The organism is Clavibacter sp. GW821-FHT01D01, assembly GCF_059422605.1.
Map to the genome: position 1 here is coordinate 52,582 of NZ_JBWKXC010000006.1, position 19,065 is coordinate 71,646.

19 protein-coding genes and 1 tRNA gene are annotated in these 19,065 nt (G+C 73.5%); 13 read left to right on the forward strand and 7 right to left on the reverse strand.

Annotated features, from left to right (window positions below):
• The first annotated feature begins 175 nt into the window (after window positions 1-175).
• The 4 genes from AC07VC_RS09620 to AC07VC_RS09635 all read left to right on the forward strand — a co-directional run bounded on the left by AC07VC_RS09620 (window position 176) and on the right by AC07VC_RS09635 (window position 4,399).
• Window positions 176-775 carry a heme-binding beta-barrel domain-containing protein gene (locus tag AC07VC_RS09620; protein ID WP_317229688.1) on the forward strand — a complete coding sequence of 200 codons (600 nt, stop codon included), beginning with the start codon at window positions 176-178 and terminating at the stop codon, window positions 773-775.
• On the forward strand, window positions 765-1,916 hold the full coding sequence (gene ygfZ / locus AC07VC_RS09625; RefSeq protein ID WP_494676500.1) for a CAF17-like 4Fe-4S cluster assembly/insertion protein YgfZ: 1,152 nt from the start codon (window positions 765-767) through the stop codon (window positions 1,914-1,916). Before AC07VC_RS09620 ends, ygfZ begins: the two co-directional genes overlap by 11 nt.
• Window positions 1,900-3,021 (forward strand): FUSC family protein, encoded by a 1,122-nt coding sequence (locus AC07VC_RS09630; RefSeq protein ID WP_494676499.1) that lies wholly within the window; start codon window positions 1,900-1,902, stop codon window positions 3,019-3,021. Before ygfZ ends, AC07VC_RS09630 begins: the two co-directional genes overlap by 17 nt.
• 169 nt (window positions 3,022-3,190) lie before the next feature.
• Window positions 3,191-4,399 (forward strand): hypothetical protein, encoded by a 1,209-nt coding sequence (locus AC07VC_RS09635; RefSeq protein ID WP_494676498.1) that lies wholly within the window; start codon window positions 3,191-3,193, stop codon window positions 4,397-4,399.
• A gap of 32 nt (window positions 4,400-4,431) precedes the next feature.
• Here the strand turns inward: AC07VC_RS09635 and AC07VC_RS09640 are convergent, their stop codons facing one another.
• A complete protein-coding gene (locus tag AC07VC_RS09640; RefSeq protein WP_494676497.1) occupies window positions 4,432-5,250 on the reverse strand; it encodes a class I SAM-dependent methyltransferase in 819 nt (272 codons plus the stop codon).
• 35 nt (window positions 5,251-5,285) lie between these two features.
• Between AC07VC_RS09640 and AC07VC_RS09645 the strand changes: the two genes are divergently transcribed.
• A complete protein-coding gene (locus AC07VC_RS09645) occupies window positions 5,286-6,041 on the forward strand; it encodes a phosphoglyceromutase (protein WP_317230336.1) in 756 nt (251 codons plus the stop codon).
• Window positions 6,042-6,137: 96 nt separating this feature from the next.
• On the opposite strand, the gene phoU is transcribed toward AC07VC_RS09645, so the two are convergent.
• Window positions 6,138-6,791: a phosphate signaling complex protein PhoU gene (phoU, locus tag AC07VC_RS09650; RefSeq protein ID WP_012039182.1), complete on the reverse strand. Its 654-nt coding sequence runs from the start codon at window positions 6,789-6,791 to the stop codon at window positions 6,138-6,140.
• 207 nt (window positions 6,792-6,998) lie between these two features.
• On the opposite strand from phoU, the gene AC07VC_RS09655 reads away from it, so the two are divergent.
• Together AC07VC_RS09655 and AC07VC_RS09660 are read left to right on the forward strand one after the other, a co-directional pair.
• Window positions 6,999-8,162: a sensor histidine kinase gene (locus AC07VC_RS09655; RefSeq protein ID WP_317230337.1), complete on the forward strand. Its 1,164-nt coding sequence runs from the start codon at window positions 6,999-7,001 to the stop codon at window positions 8,160-8,162.
• A complete protein-coding gene (locus AC07VC_RS09660) occupies window positions 8,159-8,839 on the forward strand; it encodes a winged helix-turn-helix domain-containing protein (protein ID WP_094116512.1) in 681 nt (226 codons plus the stop codon). Before AC07VC_RS09655 ends, AC07VC_RS09660 begins: the two co-directional genes overlap by 4 nt.
• An 84-nt stretch (window positions 8,840-8,923) precedes the next feature.
• On the opposite strand, the gene AC07VC_RS09665 is transcribed toward AC07VC_RS09660, so the two are convergent.
• Window positions 8,924-9,490: a hypothetical protein gene (locus AC07VC_RS09665; RefSeq protein ID WP_494676496.1), complete on the reverse strand. Its 567-nt coding sequence runs from the start codon at window positions 9,488-9,490 to the stop codon at window positions 8,924-8,926.
• A gap of 165 nt (window positions 9,491-9,655) precedes the next feature.
• Here AC07VC_RS09665 and AC07VC_RS09670 point away from each other — a divergent pair, with 165 nt between their 5' ends.
• The 4 genes from AC07VC_RS09670 to rlmB all read left to right on the forward strand — a co-directional run bounded on the left by AC07VC_RS09670 (window position 9,656) and on the right by rlmB (window position 14,000).
• Window positions 9,656-10,138 (forward strand): CarD family transcriptional regulator, encoded by a 483-nt coding sequence (locus AC07VC_RS09670; RefSeq protein ID WP_094116510.1) that lies wholly within the window; start codon window positions 9,656-9,658, stop codon window positions 10,136-10,138.
• Between the two features lie 43 nt (window positions 10,139-10,181).
• Window positions 10,182-11,414, forward strand: coding sequence for a 2-C-methyl-D-erythritol 4-phosphate cytidylyltransferase (gene ispD / locus AC07VC_RS09675; protein ID WP_494676495.1), 1,233 nt, complete (start codon window positions 10,182-10,184; stop codon window positions 11,412-11,414).
• Between the two features lie 83 nt (window positions 11,415-11,497).
• The gene (cysS, locus tag AC07VC_RS09680; RefSeq protein ID WP_494676494.1) at window positions 11,498-12,952 is read left to right on the forward strand and encodes a cysteine--tRNA ligase; all 1,455 of its coding nucleotides are present in this window, start codon (window positions 11,498-11,500) and stop codon (window positions 12,950-12,952) included.
• Window positions 12,942-14,000, forward strand: a complete 1,059-nt coding sequence (rlmB, locus tag AC07VC_RS09685; protein WP_494676493.1) for a 23S rRNA (guanosine(2251)-2'-O)-methyltransferase RlmB — start codon at window positions 12,942-12,944, stop codon at window positions 13,998-14,000. Before cysS ends, rlmB begins: the two co-directional genes overlap by 11 nt.
• A 69-nt stretch (window positions 14,001-14,069) precedes the next feature.
• Here the strand turns inward: rlmB and AC07VC_RS09690 are convergent, their stop codons facing one another.
• Entirely contained in the window at window positions 14,070-15,374 is a 1,305-nt protein-coding gene (locus tag AC07VC_RS09690) for a DUF4032 domain-containing protein (RefSeq protein ID WP_094116508.1), read from the reverse strand.
• 97 nt (window positions 15,375-15,471) lie between these two features.
• Window positions 15,472-16,572: an ABC transporter ATP-binding protein gene (locus AC07VC_RS09695; RefSeq protein ID WP_317229747.1), complete on the reverse strand. Its 1,101-nt coding sequence runs from the start codon at window positions 16,570-16,572 to the stop codon at window positions 15,472-15,474.
• A gap of 316 nt (window positions 16,573-16,888) precedes the next feature.
• Between AC07VC_RS09695 and AC07VC_RS09700 the strand changes: the two genes are divergently transcribed.
• A complete protein-coding gene (locus AC07VC_RS09700) occupies window positions 16,889-17,806 on the forward strand; it encodes a DsbA family protein (protein ID WP_317229748.1) in 918 nt (305 codons plus the stop codon).
• 41 nt (window positions 17,807-17,847) lie between these two features.
• A tRNA-Thr gene (locus tag AC07VC_RS09705) sits at window positions 17,848-17,920 on the forward strand.
• A 39-nt stretch (window positions 17,921-17,959) separates the two neighbouring features.
• Here AC07VC_RS09705 and AC07VC_RS09710 read toward each other — a convergent pair.
• Together AC07VC_RS09710 and msrB are read right to left on the reverse strand one after the other, a co-directional pair.
• Complete coding sequence (locus AC07VC_RS09710; protein ID WP_494676588.1) at window positions 17,960-18,562, reverse strand: nitroreductase family protein; 603 nt, start codon at window positions 18,560-18,562, stop codon at window positions 17,960-17,962.
• Window positions 18,563-18,567: 5 nt separating this feature from the next.
• The gene (gene msrB, locus AC07VC_RS09715) at window positions 18,568-18,969 is read right to left on the reverse strand and encodes a peptide-methionine (R)-S-oxide reductase MsrB (RefSeq protein ID WP_012039170.1); all 402 of its coding nucleotides are present in this window, start codon (window positions 18,967-18,969) and stop codon (window positions 18,568-18,570) included.
• Between the last annotated feature and the right edge of the window lie 96 nt (window positions 18,970-19,065).

Below are 19,065 nucleotides of genomic sequence, written 5' to 3' on the forward strand. Positions count from 1 at the left end.
TCGCCCGCGCCGGCCCGTGGCGGCCGGCCGTGGGGTAGATTGAGGCCATGTCGTCGCTGCTTGCTCTGGAACTCTTCTTCACCGGACTGCTGGTCCTGGCGAGCCTCTCCATCGGCTGGGTGTCGCTCGTCGTGGTGTACAACCTCTTCCGCGGCCAGCGCTGACCGCGCGCCGCATGATCGAGATCCCCACCGGGCTGCCCGCCGAGCTCGTCCCCCTCTCCTGGCTGCTCGGCGTCTGGGAGGGCACGGGCGTCGTCGAGTACGCCGTCGGTGACGAGGTCGTCCGCCGTGCGTTCGGCCAGCGCATCAGCTTCAGCCACGACGGCCTGCCGCACCTCAACTACTCCTCCTACGCGTGGGTCGAGGGCGACGACGGCCCCGTCCCCTTCGTCACGGAGACCGGGTACTGGCGCCTCCGCCGCCGCCTCACCGACGGCGACCCGGGCCCGGCGATGCTCCCGCCCGTCGGCGAGCGGCCGTTCACGACGGCCGACGAGGTCGAGACGCTCCGCAACGCGGACGGCGGCTTCGACGTCGAGGTCGCGCTGGTGCACCCCGGCGGGGTGAGCGAGCTCTACGTCGGCCAGGTGGGCAGCGCCCGGATCGACCTCGCCACCGACGCGGTCCTGCGCACCGAGGGCGCCAAGGCCTACACGGGCGCCACGCGGCTCTACGGCCTCGTCGAGCGCGACCTGCTGTGGGCGTGGGACATCGCCGCGCTCGGCCAGCCGCTGCGCACGCACGCCTCGGGGCGGGTCGCGCGTGTCGACTGACCCGGATGCCGTGACCCGCTCCCCGTTCCTCGACCTGCCCGGCGCCGTCGCGGCCGAGGGGCCGGATGCCGGCGTGCCCGCGCACCTCGGATCCCTCGTGTCCGAGCAGCGCGCGCTCGCCGCCGGCACCGCGATCGTCGACCTCTCGCAGCGGGCCGTCCTGTCGGTGACGGGGGAGGACCGCCTCACCTGGCTCGACTCCATCACGAGCCAGTCCCTCCGCGGCCTCGCTCCCGGGGACTCCGCCGAGACCCTCTTCCTCGACCAGAACGGCCGCCTCGAGCATGCCGTCGGCGTCCTCGACGACGGCGTCGCGACGTGGCTGCTCCTCGGCGCGGGCGACGCGGCGGCGCTCCTCGCGTACCTGCAGCGCATGCGCTTCATGCTCCGGGTGGAACCGGCCGACCGCACCGCCGAGCTCGCCGTCGTCGGCACCCTGGGCGAGCCCGACCTCCCGGTCGCGGCGCCCGCCGGCGTCCCGCTCGTCTGGCGCGACCCGTGGACGCGCGTCGTGCCCGGCGGGCACCAGTACGCGGCCGCCTCGCCGCATCCGGCCGAGGGCTGGACCTGGAGCGAGCGCCTCGTGCCCCGCGCCGAGCTGCCGGCCCTGGTCGCGCGCGCCGCCGCCGGCGAACTGCCCGTCGCGGGTGCGCTCGCCGCGGAGGCCCTGCGCATCGCCGCGTGGCGCCCGCGCTTCGCCACCGAGGTGGACGACCGCACCATCCCGCACGAGCTCGACTGGCTGCGCAGCGCCGTGCACCTGTCCAAGGGCTGCTACCGCGGGCAGGAGACGGTGGCCAAGGTGCACAACCTCGGTCGGCCTCCGCGGCGCCTCGTGCTGCTGCAGCTCGACGGGTCCGACGCGGTCCTGCCGGGTCCCGGGGCCGATGTGCGGCTCCCCGCCGCCGCGGACGGGACGCCCGGCGAGACGGTCGGCGCGGTCACCTCCAGCGCGCTGCACCACGAGCTCGGACCCATCGCCCTCGCGGTCGTCCGGCGCGCCGTCGATCCCGACGCGCAGCTCGAGGTGGTCGCGGACGACGTCCGGGTGCAGGCCGCGCAGGACGTCATCGTGCCCACCGACGCGGGCCGCTCGGCCGACGTCCCCCGCCTGCCCCGGCTCGGTGCGGTCCGCCGCTGAGCGCGCGCGGGAGCGGTCGGCCCGTGCCGCCCGCACCCTGAGGCATCGGGCCGATCCCGCCGCCGCCCTCGCGCGCCTCTGGGGGTCCGCGCCCGCCGCCCTGCAGATCGCCATCGCGGCGACGGGCGGCTGGGCCTTCGCGCACCACGTCCTCGGCCACGACACGCCGCTGCTCGCGACGACCGTCACGATCACCAGCCTCGGCTTCGTCCGCGACGCGCGGCCGGTCCGGGTCCTGGAGACGGCGATCGGCATGACCGTCGGGATCACGTTGAGCGAGGTCCTGCTGCTCGGCATCGGCCGCGGCGCCTGGCAGCTGTTCGTCATCATCCTGGCGACGCTGCTGGTCGCGCGCCTGCTCTCGTCGAACGCCGCGTTCGCGGTCGCGGCGGGGGTGCAGGCCGTGCTCGTGGCGCTGCTGCCCGCACCGCCCGGCGGCGTCTTCGTGCGGAGCGTGGACGGGCTCGTGGGCGGGGCGGTGGCGCTCCTGGCGACGGCGCTCATCCCGCGGGATCCGCGACGGCAGGCGGTCCGCGAGGCGCGCCGGGTCTTCTCCGAGTGCTCCTACGCCCTCACCTCGCTCGTCTCCGCGCTGCGGCTCGGCGACGCCACGGCCGCCGACCGCGCCCTGGAGCGGCTGCGTCGCACGCAGCCCCTCGTCGACGCCTGGAGCGCGGCGGCCGACTCGGCGCTGTCCATCGCCCGCATCTCGCCGTTCCTCCGCCGTCACGTGCCGGAGCTCCGCGCGCAGCGGCGGGTGCTCGACGGCATGGACCTCGCGGTGCGGAACCTCCGCGTCATCTCCCGGCGCGTCGACTTCCTGGTGGTCGACCGGGTGCGGCGGCCAGTGCTGGCCGAGCTCCTCGCCACCGTGTCGAGCGGGGTGAACCTCCTCGGGCAGAGCCTGACCGACCCGTCCGCCGCGCCGCTGGCCCAGCAGAACCTCGTGCTGGTGGCGGTCCGGCTGGATCCCCGCGAGCTCATCCCGGGCGCCCCCGTCGGCGAGGTGATGCTCGTCATGCTGCTGCGGCCCCTGCTCGTGGACCTCCAGGTGGCCGCCGGCCTGGACCCGGACACCGCGCGCTCCGCGCTCCCGGAGGTGTAGGGCCCGGACCTCCCGGCCCTGCTGGCCCGGCGACCCGGCCGACGGGCGTGCTCCGCCCCATCCGGCTGGGGAGCGACTGCGCATGACGTGCGCACTCCCTGACAGCATCCTCCCGTCCGCGGCGCCGTGCCCGGCGCCGACCCGCCCCGCGGGAGCCAGGAGCAGCATGATGACCCGAGTCCCATTCCTCACCGGGGCGCTCGCCGTCCTGCTGATCGCCGGCGCGGCGGTCCCGGCCGCCGGTGCCGTCGAGCGCCCGGCCGTCCTGAGCGCCGTCCCGGTCGCCGCGAGCGCGGCTGCCGGCACCCCGACCGTCCACGACGTCACGATCATCATGCTCACGCCGGAGGGCACCCCGCCGGACTACACCCGGGACGAGGCCCTGCACAGCCTCGCGGTCGTCGACGCCTTCTACGCGAACGAGACGGACGGCGCCGTCCGGCTGCGGGTGGTGGGCGCGACCGACTGGCAGACCATGCCGACGAGCGTCGACTGCGCGGACTTCTACCCCCTCGTCGAGTACGGGCGGGAGCGGGCGGGGTTCGTGGAGGGCCCGGATCGGCACCTCCTCGTCATGACCCCGCGCGGCTCCGACTGCCAGTACGCCACGGGCCAGCAGGCGCTGACGCTCGACGAGGGAGGCCTGGCGACCGTGGCCACGACGGATCCCACCAGCATCGCCCACGAGCTCGGGCACACCATGTCGCTCCGGCACAGCTCGTCCGTGAGCTGCGCGTCGCGCTGGGACCTCGGCAGCGCGAGCGGGCTCCCGGCGTCGTGCACGCGGGACGAGTACGGGAACGAGAGCGACATCATGGGCGGCGGCTCCACGTTCTACCCCTTCACCGCCGTGTCGCTCGCGCACCTGGGCGCGCTGCGCCACCCGGTCGTCCTCGCCTGCGGTGCTCCGCGGCGCCTCACGGTCAGCACCATGAGCGCACCGTCCTCGGCCCAGCGGGTCGTCACCTGGAGGAACCCCGCGCACCCGTCCGTCGGCTACCACCTGCAGTTCCGCGACGCCGTCGACAACCTGCTCTACGCCCAGCTGTACCCCTCGCCCCGCGCCCGACAGGACGACGCCCCGACCGGGGTCGAGGTGACGCGCACGGATCCGCTGGAGCGCGAGGGCGGCAGCGTGCTCACCCGACCGGGCGACACCTCGAACGGGAGCCGGCGGATCCGGGCGGGTGAGCGGGTGCCCCTGGACGACGGGATGTCGGTCCAGGTGGTGTCCTTCGACGGCACCGTGCACACGGCGACCGTGGACGTCGCCGTCCCGTGCGCGCGGCCGGCGAGCGGGACCCCCGGCGCGGCCCCCGCGGCCGCGCGCACCGCGGCGCCTGCGCCCGTCGTCGTGCGGGACCGCGTCCGCGCCTGACCGGGCGACCCGGCCGCTGCCGGGCCCGGGCGTCACGCCCCGCCCGGCCGCACCTCCGACCACGGCACCGTCAGCTCGCCCAGCCGCCACCGGGCGGGCCCCGCCTCGACGGGCACGCCGGCGTCGCGCAGGCGCCGGACGGCGCCCAGCCACTGCTGCCGGGGGCCGTACACGCCGAGCGGCGCGCTGAGGATCCAGCTCCGGTCGAGGAGCGCCAGCAGCCCGTGGACGCGCTCGCCGGGCACGTTGCGGTGGATGAGGGCCTTCGGCAGCCGCTCCGCCACGATCGACGGCAGCGCGAGCCCCGCCAGCCGCAGCGAGATCGTGAGGCTCCGCGGTCCGTCCTCGCGCACGTCCACCCAGCTGGCGACGCGGCCGATCTCGTCGCACGTGCCCTCGACCACCGATCCCCCGGGGGCGAGCCGCGCGGCCATCCGCTCCCACGCGGCCGGCACCTCGGACTCGTCGTACTGCCGGAGGACGTTGAACGCGCGGATCACCGTGGCGCGCTCGCCGCCCGGCAGGGGCACCTCGAACCCGCCGCGCACGAACGACACCCGATCCCGCGCCGCGGCGTCGGGCCACTCGGCGAGCTGCGTGCGGGCGCGGGCCACGCGTCCCGGCTCGATCTCGATGCCCACCACGCGCACGTCGGGACGCGCGTCCCGCAGCCGCCGGTGCATCTCGAGCGCTGTGATGCCGCTCGCGCCGTACCCGAGGTCGACCACCAGCGGGGCGGCGGCGGTGCGCAGCGAGTCGAGGGTCGCGATCCACCGGTCCACGCGCCGGAGGCGGTTCGTGTTGGTCGTCCCGCGCGTCACGGAGCCGACGGGGGAGGCGGCGCCCGGCATGGGTCCAGTCTCCCATCGCTCGGTAGGCTGGCCGCATGGCTGACTCCCGCACCCTCGTCCTGCTGCGTCACGGCAACAGCGACTGGAACCAGAAGAACCTGTTCACCGGATGGGTGGACGTCGAGCTGAGCGAGCAGGGCGTCGCGGAGGGGCAGCGCGCCGGCGAGCTCCTCGCCGAGTCCGGCATCCTCCCCGACGTGCTGCACACCTCCGTCCTCATCCGCGCCATCGACACCGCCAACATCGCGCTCAAGCGCGCCGGCCGCTCCTGGATCCCCGTCCAGCGCACCTGGCGCCTCAACGAGCGCCACTACGGCGCGCTCCAGGGCAAGGACAAGGCGCAGACCCTCGCCGAGTACGGCCCCGAGCAGTTCGCCACCTGGCGCCGCTCGTTCGACGTGCCGCCGCCCCCCATCGCCGACGACGACGAGTTCTCGCAGTCGGGCGACCCCCGCTACGCGGACCTCGGCGACGCCCTGCCCCGCACCGAGTGCCTGAAGGACGTCATCGAGCGGATGCTGCCCTACTGGGAGTCCGACATCCAGCCCGACCTCGCGTCCGGCCGCACCGTGCTGGTCACCGCGCACGGCAACTCGCTGCGGGCCCTCGTGAAGCACCTCGACGGCATCTCCGACGCGGACATCGCCGAGCTCAACATCCCGACCGGCATCCCGCTCGTCTACCGCCTCGACGAGGACTTCCGCCCGATCGTCCCCGGCGGCGAGTACCTCGACCCGGAGGCCGCCGCCGCCGGCGCCGCGGCCGTGGCCGCGCAGGGCAGCAAGGAGTAGGCACGCCGGCCGCAGCGCGCGGCCCGCACGACGAGAGCCCGACCGGATCATCCGGTCGGGCTCTCGTCGTGCGCGCCGTCACGCGGCGCGCAGGGGTCAGGCGTCGGCCTGCACCCAGTCGCCCGTGGCGAGGTACTGCACGGTCTTCGCGATCGACACGGCGTGGTCGGCGAAGCGCTCGTGGTACCGGCTCGCGAGGGTCGAGTCGACCGTGTCGACGGCCGCGCCCTTCCAGGTCTCGCCGAGCACCTTGTCGAAGACGCTGAGGTGCAGCTCGTCGATGCGGTCGTCGTCGTTGCGGATCTCCTCGGCGAGCTTGGGGTCCTCGGTGGTGAGGAGGTCCGTGAGCTTGCGGGCGATGGCGACGTCGAGCTGGCCGAGCTCCAGGAACGTGGGGCGGAGCGACTTCGGCACCACCTTGTCCGGGAAGCGGTAGCGGGAGAGCTGCGCGATGTGCTCGGCGAGGTCGCCCATGCGCTCGAGCGAGGCGCTGATGCGCAGCGCGCTCACGACGATGCGGAGGTCGCGGGCGACGGGCTGCTGGCGGGCGAGGATGTTGATCGCGAGCTCGTCGAGGCTCGTGGCGAGCTCGTCGATGCGACGGTCCTGCTCGATGACGGTCTCGGCGAGGCTGACGTTCGACTCGTTGAACGCCCGGGTGGCGTTCTCGATGGAGATGGCGACGAGCGCGGAGATCTCGATGAGACGCTCCTGGACCTCGTGGAGCTCCTGCTGGAACACTTCGCGCATGGGGGGACGTCCTCTCAGTCCGCCCCGCTGCAGGAGGGACGGGGTGGTTCTCGGGCAGAGCGGACCCCGGGTGCCGGGTCCACGTCATCCGACTCTGGTCAAGCGAGGTTAACGCACGGTGCCGTCGAGCTGAATTCGCGCCCTCGCTCCGCGGATGACGGGACCCCGGGACCCGGACGGCCCCGTGCCGTCTCCTAGTCTGGGCGCATGGACACCGGTGCGTTGGTGCTCGTCTGCCTCGTCATCGGACTGGCGGTGGGCGCGGGATTCGTGTGGCTGCTGCACCACGCGGCGGACCGCGGCGACCGCGCCGTCGAGATCACCAACCCGGTCGTCCCCGACGGCGTCGACCAGGTCCTGGAGGCCCTCGAGTCCGCCGGCATCGTGCTCGACCCGTCGAACAACGTGATGAAGGCCTCGCCCGGCGCCATCTCCTCGGGCCTCGTCTTCCACCAGGCGCTCGTGCACCCCGAGCTCGTCGCCATGGTGGACCGCGTGCGCCGCTCGGGCGAGCCGATGGCCGAGGAGGTCTCGCTCGCCCGCGGCCCGTTCGGCGCGGCCGAGTTCCAGATGCACGTCCGCGTGGCCCGCCTCGGTGCGCGCTACGTGCTGCTGCTCGCGCAGGACCGCACGGAGTCGCACCGGCTCGACCAGGTGCGCCGCGACTTCGTCGCGAACATCAGCCACGAGCTGAAGACGCCCATCGGCGCGGTCGGGCTCCTCGCCGAGGCGCTCGACTCGTGCGCCGACGACGCGGTGCAGGTGCGCCGGTTCGCGGCCCGGCTGACCACGGAGTCGTCCCGGCTCGCGCGCATCACCCAGGAGATCATCGAGCTGTCGCGCCTGGAGGCGGCGAACGCGCTGGAGAAGGCGGAGCCCGTCGACGTCGACCACGTGATCAGCGTGGCGCTCGACCAGGTGCGGCTCGGCGCGGAGCTCCGCGGCATCGAGCTCGCCCGCGGCAAGCGCTCGCGCTCCACCGTCTACGGCGACGAGGCCCTCCTCGTGGTCGCCGTGCACAACCTGCTGAGCAACGCGGTGAACTACTCGCCCGACGGCTCGCGCGTGGGCATCGGGGTCATGGTCGACGACGGCGCCGTGGAGGTCGTCGTCACCGACCAGGGCATCGGCATCCCCGAGGACGAGCAGGGCCGCATCTTCGAGCGGTTCTTCCGCGTCGACCAGGCCCGCGCCCGCGACACCGGCGGCACCGGGCTCGGCCTCAGCATCGTCAAGCACGTGGTGCAGAACCACGGCGGCGACGTCCGCGTCTGGTCCCGCCCGGGACGCGGCTCGACCTTCACCATCCGCCTCCCCGAGGCATCGCAGACGCCGGCTCTCGCCGGTACGGACATCGGAGAACCCACGTGACACGCATCATGCTCGTCGAGGACGAGGCGTCGCTCAGCGAGCCGCTCGCCTTCCTGCTCCAGCGCGAGGGGTACGAGATCGACGTCGTCGAGGACGGCCCGTCCGCCGTCGCGGCGTTCGACCGGGACGGCGCGGACCTCATCCTGCTCGACCTCATGCTGCCGGGGCTGCCCGGCACCGAGGTGTGCCGGGAGATCCGCACGCGCTCGGCCGTGCCGATCATCATGCTCACCGCCAAGGACTCCGAGGTGGACATCGTGGTCGGGCTCGAGCTCGGCGCCGACGACTACGTGACGAAGCCGTACTCCACGCGCGAGCTCCTCGCGCGGATCCGGGCGGTGCTCCGCCGCCGGGTCGAGGTCGACGACGAGCCGCTGAACGTGCTCGAGGTCGGCGCCGTGCGCATGGACGTCGAGCGCCACACCGTGGAGGTGGACGGCCGCGAGATCGCCATGCCGCTGAAGGAGTTCGAGCTCCTCGAGCTGCTGCTCCGCAACGCCGGGCGCGTGCTCACGCGCGGCCAGCTCATCGACCGCGTGTGGGGATCCGACTACTTCGGCGACACGAAGACGCTCGACGTCCACATCAAGCGCATCCGCTCCAAGATCGAGCGCGAGCCGTCCGACCCCGTCCTCCTCGTCACCGTCCGCGGGCTCGGCTACCGCTTCGAGGCGTAGGGGCCCGGGTCCACGCACGACGGAGGCCCCGTCCCCCGAGGGGGACGGGGCCTCCGTCATGCGGTGCGCCCGGAGGACGGGCGACTAGTTCGTGTCGTCCTCGAGGCCCTCGTCGCCCTCGTCGGTGCCGGGGGTCGTGGACACGGTGGTCTCGGGCGTGGAGCCCGAGCCGCCGGGGACCAGGCTCGTGTAGGTCTCCTGGTCGCCGTTCAGGACGGGCACGTCCATCTCGACGCCCTCGGCGTCGCCGTACTGGATGTAGATCTTGGTGAGCGACCCCGGGGTCGGCTCGACGGAGTCGAACACGATGCGCTGCGAGTCCTCGGCGCCGTAGGCCGTGAGGCCGGGTGCCGCGGTGACGGTGCGGGTCTCGCGCTCCGCGCTGCCCTCGGTGAGCTCGTGCTGGAACGCGACCCGCTGGCTGTCGCCGGAGTTGTTGACGAGCGTGACCACGAGGCTCGCGCCCGACGGGGAGTCGCCCTCGGTCAGCAGGATGGCGTTGCGCACCTCGATGTCGCCGACCGTGGCGTCGAAGCCGTCGCTCGGGAAGTAGGAGATCTGCGTGGCCTGGGGTGTGATGAAGGTGCAGGACGACGTGCCGACCGCGATCAGGGCCGCGAGGACGATGGACGATGCGGTACGCGCTCTCACGGGACCCTCCGGTTGTCGCACGGAGCCGGCGCCGGGGCGTCCGGGGGCGTCCGCGCGTGTATCAGCTGACCCGCCCAGCCTACGGGATCAGGTGCGGGACGGCCGCCCGCGGGCGCGCGCGACCCGACTGGTACCCTGATGGGCAGTCCAAGGAACGGGGAACCCATGCTCTTCGAGGTCGGCGAGACCGTCGTGTACCCGCATCACGGGGCGGCGACCATCATCGAGGTGAAGAAGCGCGTCATCCGCGGCGAGGAGAAGCTGTACCTCAAGCTCGACGTCAACCAGGGCGGCCTGCAGATCGAGGTGCCCGCGGAGAACGTCGACATGGTCGGCGTCCGCGACGTCATCGGCCGCGAGGGCGTGGAGCGGGTCTTCGAGGTGCTGCGCGCCGAGTTCACGGAGGAGCCCACCAACTGGTCCCGGCGCTACAAGGCGAACCTCGAGAAGCTCGCGTCCGGCGACGTGCTGAAGGTCGCCGAGGTCGTCCGCGACCTGTGGCGGCGCAACCAGGACCGCGGCCTGTCCGCGGGGGAGAAGAGCATGCTGCAGAAGGCGCGCGGCGTGCTCGTGGGCGAGCTCGCCCTCGCCGAGAAGACGGACGAGGAGCACGCCTCCACGATGCTCGACGAGGTCCTCGCCTCCTGATCCGCCCGCGTCGCCCGTCTCGGGCCGCCGGTAGCCTGACCGCATGAGCCACGACCCCGTCGTCCCGTCCGTCCGCGCGTCCGCCGACGGGGAGACGGCGGGACCCCGCCTCGGCGTCGTCGTCGTGGCGGCGGGCAGCGGCACGCGCCTCGGCGCCGGGATCCCGAAGGCGCTCGTCGAGGTCGGCGGGGCGACGCTGCTGGCCCGGTCGCTCGCGCGCGTCCTCGACCTCGCGGAGGAGTCCCACGTCGTCGTCGTCGCGCCGGGCACGCACCTCGCGGAGGCCTCGGCCGTGGCGGACGCCGTCGCGGGCGCGGCCCGCGGATCCGTCCAGGTGGTCGCCGGCGGGGCGACCCGGCAGGGATCCGTCCGCGCGGGGCTGGCGGCGCTCGCCGGATCCGTCGACACCGTCCTCGTGCACGACGCGGCCCGCGCCCTCACGCCGACCGCGCTCTTCGCCCGGGTCGCGGTGGAGGTCCGCACCCGGGGTGCCGGCGTCGTCCCGGGGCTCCCGGTCACCGACACGGTCAAGCGGGTGGATCCCGCGGGGGAGTGCCTCGGCACCGTGGACCGCAGCGACCTCGTCGGCGTGCAGACGCCGCAGGGCTTCCCGCGCGTCGCGCTCGACGGCGCCTACGCGGCCGCGACCGCGGAGCACACCGACGACGGCGCCCTCTTCCAGGCTGCGGGCGGCACCGTCCACGTCGTCCCCGGCGACGCGCTCGCCTTCAAGGTGACCACGGCGTGGGACCTGCGGCGGGCGGAGGAGCTCGTCGCGCGCTCGGAGGGCGTCGGGTCGGCCGCATCGCGCCTCCGCTCGGGGATCGGCACCGACGTGCACGCGGTCGACGGCAGCCAGCCGCTCTGGCTCGCGGGCCTGCACTGGCCGGGCGAGGCGGGCCTCGCGGGGCACAGCGACGGGGACGCGGTGAGCCACGCCATGTGCGACGCCCTCCTCTCCGCCGCCGGCCTCGGCGACATCGGCGGGATCTTCGGCACCGACGACCCGGAGCTCGACGGCGCGCACGGCGACGTCTTCCTCCGCCGCACCGCCGAGCTCGTCCGCGAGGCGGGATACGGGATCGTCAACGTCGCCGTGCAGGTCATGGCCGTCCGCCCGAAGCTGTCGCCGCGTCGGGCCGAGGCCGAGCGGGTCCTCTCCGCCGCCGTGGGCGCGCCCGTCTCCCTCGCGGGCACCACCACCGACGGGCTCGGCTTCACGGGGCGCGGCGACGGGGTCGCCGCGGTCGCCACGGCGCTCGTCGAGCGGCTCTGACGGCGGCGCCCCCGGCCGGCGGCGGCCGCCTCCTCACCCGTCTCCCGGCGGGGGTCCGCACGCGCGCTGACTAGGATCTGTCTGTGACCCTGCGCCTCCATGACTCCCGGACGCAGTCCCTGCGGGACTTCGTGCCGCTCGTCGACGGCCGGGTCGGGATCTACGTCTGCGGTCCCACCGTGCAGTCGGCGCCCCACATCGGCCACCTCCGCTCCGCGCTCGCGTACGACCAGCTCCGGCGCTGGCTCACGCACCGGGGCCTCGACGTCACGCTCGTGCGCAACGTCACCGACATCGACGACAAGGTCATCGACAACGCCCGGCGCGGCCAGGAGGCGGGCGGCACGGAGCAGTGGTGGGCGCTCGCCTACCGCGTGGAGCTCGAGTTCTCGCGCGCGTACGCCGCCCTCGGGATCCTCCCGCCCAGCTACGAGCCCCGGGCCACCGCGAGCATCGGCGAGATGCAGGCCATCATCGCCCGCCTCGTGGAGCGCGGCCACGCCTACGCCGCCGACGACGGATCCGGCGACGTCTACTTCGACACCGCCTCCTGGCCCGGGTACGGCGAGCTCACGCGCCAGCGCGCGGCCGACATGGAGGCCGCCGCCGACGCCGACCCGCGGGCCAAGCGCGACGTGCGGGACTTCGCCCTCTGGAAGGGCGCCAAGCCCGGCGAGCCCGCGAGCGCGTCCTGGCCCTCCCCATGGGGTGCCGGACGGCCCGGATGGCACATCGAGTGCTCCGCGATGGCGACGCGCTACCTCGGCGCCGAGTTCGACATCCACGGCGGCGGCCTCGACCTCCGCTTCCCGCACCACGAGAACGAGCTCGCGCAGTCGCAGGCCGCGGGCGACCCCTTCGCGCGCTACTGGCTGCACAACGGCCTCGTCGCGGTCGCCGGGCAGAAGATGAGCAAGTCGCTCGGGAACTCGCTCTTCGCCGCCGACCTCCTCGCCGCGGCCCGCCCCGTGGTCGTCCGCTACTTCCTCGGATCCGCGCACTACCGCTCCACCCTGGAGTTCCACGACGGAGCGCTCGCCGAGGCCGAGGCCGCGTTCGACCGCATCGAGACGTTCCTCGACCGCAGCGCGCGCCGGCTGGCCGGGACCCGGTTCCAGGCGGCACCCGCATCGGAGGGCGCGGCACCCGCCGCGGTCCCCGCGGAGTTCGCCGAGGCGATGGACGACGACCTGAGCGTCCCGCAGGCGCTCGCCGTGCTGCACGACGCCGTCCGCGCGGGCAACGCCGCCCTCGACGCGGGCGACCTCCTGGAGGCGGCGTCGCTGCGGGCCGACGTCTCCGCGATGGTGGCGGTCCTCGGGATCGACCCGCTCTCCGACGAGTGGCGCACCGCCTCCGACCAGCCCGCGCGCCGTGCGCTGCAGGCGCTCGTCGAGCAGCGGATCGCCGAACGGCAGACCGCGCGGGAGGCCAGGGACTTCGCCCTCGCCGACCGCATCAGACAGGAGCTGGCCGAGGCCGGCATCACGATAGAGGACTCGCCTGGCGGGTCGCATTGGAGCATCGATGGCGAATAAGCCCAGCCGCTCAGGCGCGGTACGGAAGACCAAGAAGGGCCCGCTGAAGGGGTCGGGCGGGCAGGGCCGGCAGGCGCTGGAGGGCAAGAAGCCCACGCCCAAGGCCGAGGACCGGCCGTACCACCCCGCCGGCAAGCGCAAGCTCGCCAAGGACCGGTACGAGGCCGCGTCCGCGGGCGCCAACCGCGGGCGCGACGAGCGGGCCGAGCGCTCGGCCCCGCCGCGCGCCCGGGCCACCGACCGGCCCGCGGGCGCGGACGCCCCGCGCGCCCGCCGCGCCAAGCAGCAGGACGAGTCCGAGGTCGTCACCGGTCGCAACTCCGTCGTCGAGGCGCTCCGCGCGAAGATCCCCGCGACCGCGCTCTACATCGCCTCGCGCATCGAGTACGACGACCGCGTCAAGGAGGTGCTGTCGCTCGCCACCGGGCGCGGGATCCCCGTCCTCGAGGTCATGCGCCCGGAGCTCGACCGCATCGCCGGCCACGACGCCGTCCACCAGGGCCTCGCGCTCAAGGTGCCGCCGTACGAGTACGCGGACGCGCTCGAGCTGCTGGAGAAGACGATCTCCCGCGGCCAGGTGCCGCTCATGGTGGCCCTCGACGGCATCACCGACCCGCGGAACCTGGGTGCGATCATCCGCTCGGTCGCCGCGTTCGGCGGGCACGGCGTCATCGTGCCGCAGCGCCGCTCGGTCGGCCTCACCGCCTCCGCGTGGAAGACCTCCGCGGGCGCCGCGGCGCGTACGCCCGTCGCCATGGCCTCGAACCTCACGCAGACCCTCAAGGCCCTCAAGCAGCGCGGCGTCTTCGTCGTCGGCCTCGACGGCGGCGGCGACATGTCGCTCCACGAGTTCACGCTCGCCGACCGCCCGATCGTGGTGGTCGTCGGATCCGAGGGCAAGGGCCTGTCGCGCCTCGTCACCGAGACGTGCGACACGATCGTCTCGATCCCGATCGGCGCCTCCACGGAGTCCCTGAACGCGGGCATCGCGGCGAGCGTCACGCTGTACGAGATCGGCAAGCTGCGCGCGGCCTCCCGCCGGAAGTAGTCCCACCACGACGACGAGCCGGGGCCCGAGGGTCCCGGCTCGTCGTCAAGGTGCGGCTCCCGCCGGACGTCAGACCTTCGTGCGCCAGTCCTCCGCGGCCTCGGCCTCGGTGATGGGCACGTCGGACTCGTCCTCGATGACGCCGATCGACTCGGTCGGCGGGTCGATGACGGTCGCCTCGTCGCGGCGGTGGCGCAGGATGTCCTGCACGTACGCGGTCACGGCCTCGGCGAGCGGGATGTCCCGGTTGAGCTTCTGCGACATGTACCAGCGGTGCTCGAGCAGCTGGTGGAACACCTCGGCGGGCTCGAGCTTGCCGCGCAGGTCGCGGGGGATCGCCCGGACGACCGGCTCGAACACGCGCGCGAGCCACTCGTGCGCGACCATCTCCTCGTCGAGGTCCTGCTTGTCGAAGGTCGCCGTGTAGGAGTCGAGGTCGTTGAGCAGGCGCCGCGCCTGGTTCTCCTGGGCGTCGACGCCCGTGAGCCGGAGCAGCCGGCGCTGGTGGTGCCCGGCGTCCACGACCTTCGGCTGGATGCGCACCTGCGAGCCCTCGGCGGTGGTGCGGATCGCGAGCTCCTCGATGTCGAAGCCGAGGTCGTTCAGGCGGTCGACGCGCTCGTTGATGCGCCAGCGCTCGGAGGTGGGGAACTCCTCGCGGCCCGTGAGCTCCTTCCAGAGCGTGCGGTACTGGGCGACGATCCGCGTGCTCGTCTCGACGGGGTCGAGCCCCTCCTCGATGCGTCCGCCCGCCTCGAGGTCCATGAGCTCGCCGGCGATGTTCACGCGGGCGATCTCGAGGTCGTTCTCGCGCTGGCCGTTGGAGAGGCCGCCGTTGAAGAGCTTGCCGGTCTCCGCGTCCACGAGGTAGGCGGCGAAGGCGCCCGCGTCGCGGCGGAAGAGCGTGTTCGAGAGCGACACGTCGCCCCAGAAGAACCCGATCATGTGCAGCCGCACCAGGAGCACGGCGAGGGCGTCGACGAGGCGCGTGGCGGTGTCGGGTCGCAGCTGCTGGGAGAAGAGCGCCCGGTAGGGGAGCGAGAACTTCAGGTGCCGGGTGACGAGGACCGACTTGAGGGCGTCGCCGTCCTCGTCGGTCCGGTTCATGATGACGGCGACCGGCTCCACGCACGGGATCTCGAGGCGCTGGAGCGTCCGCAGCATGTCGTACTCGCCGCGCGCCATCTCGTCCGTCGTCTCCTTGATGGCGATGACGTAGCCCGAGAGGTTGGCGAAGCGCACGAGGTGCCGGGAGATGCCCTTGGGCAGGGTGGCGATCGCGGAGGAGGGCCACTCGTCGAGCGGCAGCTGCCAGGGGAGGTCGAGGAGCGCCGGATCGACCGTCGCCGAGGTGATGTTCAGTGATCCGGACATGGTGCGACCCTACCCGACCGGGGAAACGCAGCTGCCGCGGCCCCCGTGCTCCCGCGGGAGCGTGGGGACCGCGGCAGCGGTCGTCAGGTGTTGGGGATCAGCTCGCGGCGACCGGCGCGTTGAGGCGGAGGCCGCTCTCGGCGTCGAAGGCGTGGAGGTGGCCCGGCTGCGGGGTGATGAAGACGGTGTCGCCGGCGTTGGGGTGCAGGCGGCCGTCGACGCGCGCGACGAGGTCGGTGCGCTTGCCCTCGATGTCGGTGTGGCCGTAGAGGTAGCCGTCCGCGCCGAGCTCCTCGACGAGGTCGACCGTGACCGACAGGCCCTGGCCCTGCGACGTGGAGACGACGACGTCCTCGGGACGGACGCCGATGGTGACCGAGCCGCCGGTCGCGTTCGTGAGCACGTCGCGCTCGACGGGCACCACGGCGGAGCCGAACTGCACGCCGCCGTCGACGACGTTCGCGGTGAAGAGGTTCATCGCGGGCGAGCCGATGAAGCCGGCCACGAAGACGTTCTGCGGCTTCTCGTACAGGTCGCGGGGCGTGCCGACCTGCTGGAGGACGCCGTCCTTGAGGACCGCGATGCGGTCGCCCATGGTGAGCGCCTCGGTCTGGTCGTGGGTCACGTAGACCGTGGTGACGCCGAGGCGGCGCTGGAGCGACGCGATCTGCGTGCGGGTCTGGACGCGGAGCTTGGCGTCGAGGTTCGACAGCGGCTCGTCCATGAGGAACACCTGGGGCTGGCGCACGATGGCGCGGCCCATGGCGACGCGCTGGCGCTGGCCGCCGGAGAGGGCCTTGGGCTTTCGGCTGAGGTAGGGCTCGAGGTCGAGGAGCTTGGCCGCCTCGAGGACCCGGGTGGCGCGCTCGTCCTTGCCGACGCCCGCGATCTTGAGTGCGAAGCCCATGTTCTCGGCGACGGTCATGTGGGGGTACAGCGCGTAGTTCTGGAACACCATCGCGATGTCGCGGTCCTTCGGCGGCACGTCCGTGACGTTGCGGTCGCCGATGAAGATGTTGCCGTCGTTGACCTCCTCGAGGCCCGCGAGCATGCGGAGGGTGGTCGACTTGCCGCAGCCGGACGGGCCGACGAGGACGAGGAACTCGCCGTCGGCGACCTCGAGGTCGATGCCGTCCACCGCCGGGCGCGTGGAGCCCGGGTAGAGGCGCGTGGCCTTGTCGAAAGTTACAGATGCCATTTCGGTGTTCTCCTTCACGGGCAGGTACGTGCCCGACGATCCGTGGTGATGGATGTGATGCTCATGGCTCATCGCTGTGGGCGACGGCGGCCACCCGATGAGTATTGCACGGGGGAGGGGAGTCGGGAAGCGCGCGCTGATGCGGATCGACGGCTATTCCTCGCCTGGGGACCACCTGGCCGCGACCTGTATCGTCGGCTGCGGCGCCGTACCCGCGCCCGCCGCGTTGGCGCTTTCCCAGAATGGCCGCCTAGAGTCCTGAGGTCGTCCGGGAGCCCGCCTGCAGCCGACTCCCCCATCCCCGGAGCGAGGACCCATGACCAGCACGCCGCCCGCGCACGAACCGCACGGCGGTCATCGACGACGCCGCGAGGCGGCGCGCGAGAAGGCGCGCCTCAACCGCATGAAGCAGCGTCGCCGCGACGTGGCGGCCCGCGGGCTCGTCCGCGGCGGCATCGCCGTGGCCCTCGTCGCCGTGGTCGTCGTCGTCGGCCTCATCGTCGTGCAGGGCGCTCGGCCCGCGGGTCCGGGGCCGCAGAACATGGCCAGCGACGGGATCGTCATCGGGAAGGACCTGGCCGCGGCGTCGACGCAGGCGCTCGACCCCGAGCAGGACCCCGTGCCCACCGAGTCCGAGGCCGCCGGCGCCGCGCACATCCGCGTCTACGTCGACTACCTCTGCACCGCGTGCAAGGAGTTCCAGGACACGAACGGCGCGCAGATGGAGGGTTGGCTTCAGTCGGGGGCCGCGACCGTGGAGATCCACCCGGTCGCCATCCTCACCAGCAAGTCGCAGGCGTACTCCATGCGCGCGGCGAACGCCGCGGCATGCGTCGCCGACTCCGCGCCGGACGACTTCTGGGCCTTCAACTCGGCGCTCTTCGCGGAGCAGCCGGCCGAGCAGAGCACGGGGCTCAGCGACGAGCGCATCGTGCAGCTCGCCGCGGACGCCGGCGCCGACTCCTCGGACGTAGCCGACTGCATCTCCGACCAGCGCTTCCAGTCGTGGGTCAACGCCGCGACGGACCGCGTCCTCGACGGCGACATCCCGGACTCCAACGTCGACGAGGTCGTCGGCGCGCCGGTCATCGTCGTCGGCGAGCGCCAGTACACGGGTCAGCCGGATGACGCGAAGGCGTTCGCCGCCTTCGTCCTCCAGGCCGCGGGCCAGGACGCCACCCCCACCCCGACGACCACGCCGCAGCCCACCGCGACGCCCACCACCGCGCCGTAGCCCGGCTCGTATGATGGAGTGACGGCCCGCGAGGGCGGTCGGCCGGCCTGGCGCAATTGGTAGCGCACCGCACTTGTAATGCGGCGGTTACGGGTTCGAGTCCCGTGGCCGGCTCGGAGGGACGCGAGCACCCGGGGGCGGGGTGCCCGGAGCTCAGTCGAGGATCGTGATCATCCGCTCGCCGTCGACGGTCGAGCGCGGGCCCTTGGCGTCGGGCTCCACGTCGCCGACGTAGAGCCAGCCGAGGAGCTCCTCCCCGTCGGCGAGTCCGTGCATGCGGCGGACGGCGGCGCTGCGCGTCAGGGAGCCCGTCCGCCAGAAGACGCCCCAGCCCTGCTCCTCGAGCAGCAGCGTGAGGGCGTGGGCGACGCCGGCGGCGACCGCCTCCTGCTCCCAGTCCGGCACCTTGCGGCTCGGTGTGCGGCAGGCGACGACCGCGATGAGGAGGCTCGCGCGGTGGGTCTTCTTGCGGTGCTTGCCCGATCCGGGGTCGCCGGCCGCCTCGTCCATGGCCGCACCGAGGCGCTCCCGCGCGCCGCCGCGGATCTCGATGATCCGCCACGGGCGCATGCCGCCGTGGTCCGCGAGACGGGATGCCGCCTCGACGAGCGGTACCAGCGCCACGTGCGTCGGGGCGGCGTCGCCGACGGAGGACCGGGACCGCCGCCCGCGGAGCGCCGCGAGGACGGGGCCGCCGGACGACGCGGTGCCGGGACCGGGCACGGCGGCGTCGCCGCCCGCCCGATGCCGCGGCACCTCGCTCACTCCGCCGTGCGGAACGACATGGAGACCGAGTTCATGCAGAACCGGTCGCCGGTGGGGGTCTGCGGGGCGTCGTCGAACACGTGCCCGAGGTGGGACCCGCAGCGTGCGCAGACGACCTCGACGCGCTTCATGCCGAGGCTCGTGTCGGTGTACAGCTTGACCGCGTCGCTCTCCTTGGGGGCGTAGAAGCTGGGCCATCCGCAGTGCGAGTCGAACTTCGTGTCGCTCGTGAAGAGCTCCGCTCCGCAGGCCTTGCACCCGTAGACGCCGGTGCGCTCCTCGTCCAGCAGCTCGCCGGTCCAGGGCCGCTCGGTGGCCTGCTGGCGCAGCACCGCGTACTCCTCGGGGGAGAGCTCCTGACGCCACTCGTCGTCGGTCTTCTCGATCTCGTAGGCCATGTGCGGGTCCTTTCTCGCGGGTCGATCCTATGGGCGGCGTCCCAGCGCGCCTCCGGGGTCAACCGTCCGCGGACCCCGTGGATTCCTTCATGCGGG

Bases quoted from the DNA above. Each gene is read 5' to 3' on its own strand.
- AC07VC_RS09655 (WP_317230337.1), top strand. From the start codon at position 6,999: ATGGACACCGGTGCGTTGGTGCTCGTCTGCCTCGTCATCGGACTGGCG.
- AC07VC_RS09695 (WP_317229747.1), bottom strand. From the start codon at position 16,572: ATGGCATCTGTAACTTTCGACAAGGCCACGCGCCTCTACCCGGGCTCC.
- AC07VC_RS09620 (WP_317229688.1), top strand. From the start codon at position 176: ATGATCGAGATCCCCACCGGGCTGCCCGCCGAGCTCGTCCCCCTCTCC.
- AC07VC_RS09645 (WP_317230336.1), top strand. From the start codon at position 5,286: ATGGCTGACTCCCGCACCCTCGTCCTGCTGCGTCACGGCAACAGCGAC.
- AC07VC_RS09700 (WP_317229748.1), top strand. From the start codon at position 16,889: ATGACCAGCACGCCGCCCGCGCACGAACCGCACGGCGGTCATCGACGA.
- AC07VC_RS09690 (WP_094116508.1), bottom strand. From the start codon at position 15,374: ATGTCCGGATCACTGAACATCACCTCGGCGACGGTCGATCCGGCGCTC.
- AC07VC_RS09635 (WP_494676498.1), top strand. From the start codon at position 3,191: ATGACCCGAGTCCCATTCCTCACCGGGGCGCTCGCCGTCCTGCTGATC.
- phoU (WP_012039182.1), bottom strand. From the start codon at position 6,791: ATGCGCGAAGTGTTCCAGCAGGAGCTCCACGAGGTCCAGGAGCGTCTC.
- msrB (WP_012039170.1), bottom strand. From the start codon at position 18,969: ATGGCCTACGAGATCGAGAAGACCGACGACGAGTGGCGTCAGGAGCTC.
- AC07VC_RS09670 (WP_094116510.1), top strand. From the start codon at position 9,656: ATGCTCTTCGAGGTCGGCGAGACCGTCGTGTACCCGCATCACGGGGCG.
- rlmB (WP_494676493.1), top strand. From the start codon at position 12,942: ATGGCGAATAAGCCCAGCCGCTCAGGCGCGGTACGGAAGACCAAGAAG.
- AC07VC_RS09640 (WP_494676497.1), bottom strand. From the start codon at position 5,250: ATGCCGGGCGCCGCCTCCCCCGTCGGCTCCGTGACGCGCGGGACGACC.
- ispD (WP_494676495.1), top strand. From the start codon at position 10,182: ATGAGCCACGACCCCGTCGTCCCGTCCGTCCGCGCGTCCGCCGACGGG.